The following is a 2685-nucleotide window of genomic DNA, read 5'->3' as shown; positions in this document are numbered from 1 at the left end:
CGCTGAAAGTCACAAACTTGTTTTGTGGCAAGAAGCGATTTGACCAACCGAGTAAAACGAGGGCGGTAGGCTTTTTGTTTTTATCCTGATGAGCGTCCAGCGAAGAAAGGGAAAAACAGGGGGAGCCGAAACGAAATGACACGCCCCAGCGATGGCAAGTGAACCCCAGTGAACGTGTTTCGTTTTGGGGGCAAAGCCCCCCGTCAAGCGAAGCGTCTGACCACCACATTTTTGAGCGACCAAATACAGGGGCGAAAAAAGGGGGTGGTCAGACGAACGCAGTGAGTTTGACGGGCTTGGGTGAATGGTTTTTTTCGCAGGCGTCCAGCCGAAGAAAATAGCCAGAGGGCGGAGCCTTATGTCATTCATTTTCGTCCAGAAAATGAGTGGCATTGATACTGAAAGTATCATGGGGTGCAAGTTAGTAAAACTATGATTCTACCCATTATTTCACCCGTTATTCTGCCCGTTATACCTAAATTGGGTGCAATAACGGGTAAAGTAATAGGTAGAATAACAGGTGGATTAATGGGTAAGAAATAACACAACGTCATCTTGTGTCTATCTATTATTCTGTATCTTATTCTATGTATTATTCTACCTATTACAGACGAAATAGATAAAATAAGAGATAGAATAATAGATAGGATAATACATAAAATAATAGGTAAACCTAACGTCAGCGCACCTTTTCTTCGAGCTGTTTTAGCATCGAAATATCACCTAATAACCGTTGATTTTTACCTGTGAAAAAGATGATCGGACTGACATTTGCATTATCAATACTTCGGCTTAACTGAATTCCCATCGCCTGATAATCATCATCGTTTGTGCAATGGTATAACGCTAAAACAAGCTGACATTGTTCTGGAGTTCCGCATTCTATTGCCCAGCGGATCAACTCTGAAAAGGTCAATCCATTCGGTTTCCAGCGTTTTTTATATCGTGACGCTAACGCCTTAAATTTTTCACGCCCTTGATTGTATTTTTCTGCTCCGATCACCGGATCTTCACAACGAACGCCCTGCACGGGTCGCTTATCAAATGACAATTCCCATAAATTTAATTCTTCGATGTATTCGTAATCTGCTGGTGATGCCAAACGAAATAATTGAGACATGGTGATCCCCTCCGATGATGTGTGAACGGAGACAGTATAAGGCTTTCGAGAAATTCCGCTTCCTCGACGTGAAACAAGTTCACGCCTTGTGGCGAGCGTTGCAAATTGAATTTATGAGGTTTACTAGACTCCAGATGTAACAAAGCCCCGTGACAGCATCACAGGGCTCTGGTACTCTAAATCTTGTGCATTCGTTGCTAAAGATTTCGAAGTCGCATTCCAATCTTAGCAACGTGAGAGGCGCTTGTCACGTTCTCATTAAATACCAGCCAACGACATTAACCCAAATGCACCACTTGATTGACTCGGACTTAGCCCGGTCTCCGAAAGGATAAACAGGCAAATTGTGGTAGTAAAACGTACCGGAAAACGAAATTCCGGCTCTACCTCCGAATCACGCTGCGGTATCGAAAGATTACAGTGCGTACCTGATAAGAGCACCAATCAACGGACTAGGGATTTCTTGGATTGCGAAGTGTCGAAAGAAGCCCAACCTAACCAAACTTAGCCAGATTAACGAGCTAAGAGACCATGACCCAATAACTGATCATGGAGAAAAGCAAAGACAAGATGAAGATGTCGCTTCGCTCCGTTTTGATTAGTACCACATTGGGGCATTAGGCGTTTTTTACCTAGATTTTATCGGTGAACAATAACACCTAAACTCTCAACAAGCTGAAGCGCCTGCTCTCCATCCAACTTCACTCCATCTAAATTAATTCGCCTTGCATCAAGCTCGCCAAGCGCCCCACCCGTTAAATCACAACCAGTAAAATCAGCCAAAGACCAATCAAACGATGAAAACTCACCACAAGAAAGATCGGAGCCACGAAACACGGCGCCAGTTATCACAGTGCCATTCCAGCGATTTTCCCACAGTTCGCACTTTTCTAATATGACTCTAGAAAAATTAGCGTAACTAAGATTTGTCTTGGTTATATAAGCACTACAAAACCATGACCTTGTAGTTATCATATTCATAAAATTAGCCCCTCGAAAATCAGCTCCTTGAGCTAAACACTCACTAATTTCAAGACCTAAGGCGCTAATGTTTTTAAAATTACTCATTGATAAATCGCAGCTTTTAAAGCTAGCGTTTTTTAGTTTGGCTCTATTAAAATCACACCCTTCCAAGCTATTCCTGTCGTAAAAACTACAATCAACAAATTCAGTATCAGTTAAATCAACCCCTGAAAAATCACAATTTGAAAAGGCAATATTTTTAACTCTATTCCCCGTAAATTGATCTCGTGAAAACTTTTCATTGATAAAGTGCTTTTCCATACATGCTACACCTGGTTATTTATACAGTGCAATCATTGTACATTAATTTGAACAACCTTAAACTCTAGCTAAAATTGATTCATACAATCCCTTTTATGTTAAACGGGCGAGTTAGTTAGCAAAAACCTCCCGTTCATCCCCATTAAAGCCCCTCGAAACGATTTTAAGACACGATCACCCTATAAAACACCCAAATCTACGCTGAAAGTTTAGAACGGTTTTGCGGGCTTCTGAGTGCGTTTTTAACATCGTGCAAACTGACAAGTAAAACGATGCGAAAT

Annotated in this window: 2 protein-coding genes; both read right to left on the bottom strand. The window is 41.6% G+C overall.

Annotated elements, in window-relative coordinates; genetic code table 11:
• Window positions 1-679 precede the first annotated feature (679 nt).
• Window positions 680-1120: a hypothetical protein gene (locus LNA76_RS17930; protein WP_230019579.1), complete on the bottom strand. Its 441-nt coding sequence runs from the start codon at window positions 1118-1120 to the stop codon at window positions 680-682.
• Window positions 1121-1759: 639 nt separating this feature from the next.
• Window positions 1760-2404, bottom strand: coding sequence for a quinolone resistance pentapeptide repeat protein QnrD1 (locus tag LNA76_RS17925; protein ID WP_012634451.1), 645 nt, complete (start codon window positions 2402-2404; stop codon window positions 1760-1762).
• Window positions 2405-2685: the final 281 nt, after the last annotated feature.

Source organism: Alcaligenes sp. MMA (assembly GCF_020907215.1).
Lineage (GTDB): Bacteria > Pseudomonadota > Gammaproteobacteria > Burkholderiales > Burkholderiaceae_B > Alcaligenes > Alcaligenes aquatilis.
Note: the sequence above shows the minus strand (reverse complement) of the source record. Positions and strands in the feature narration are given on the sequence as shown.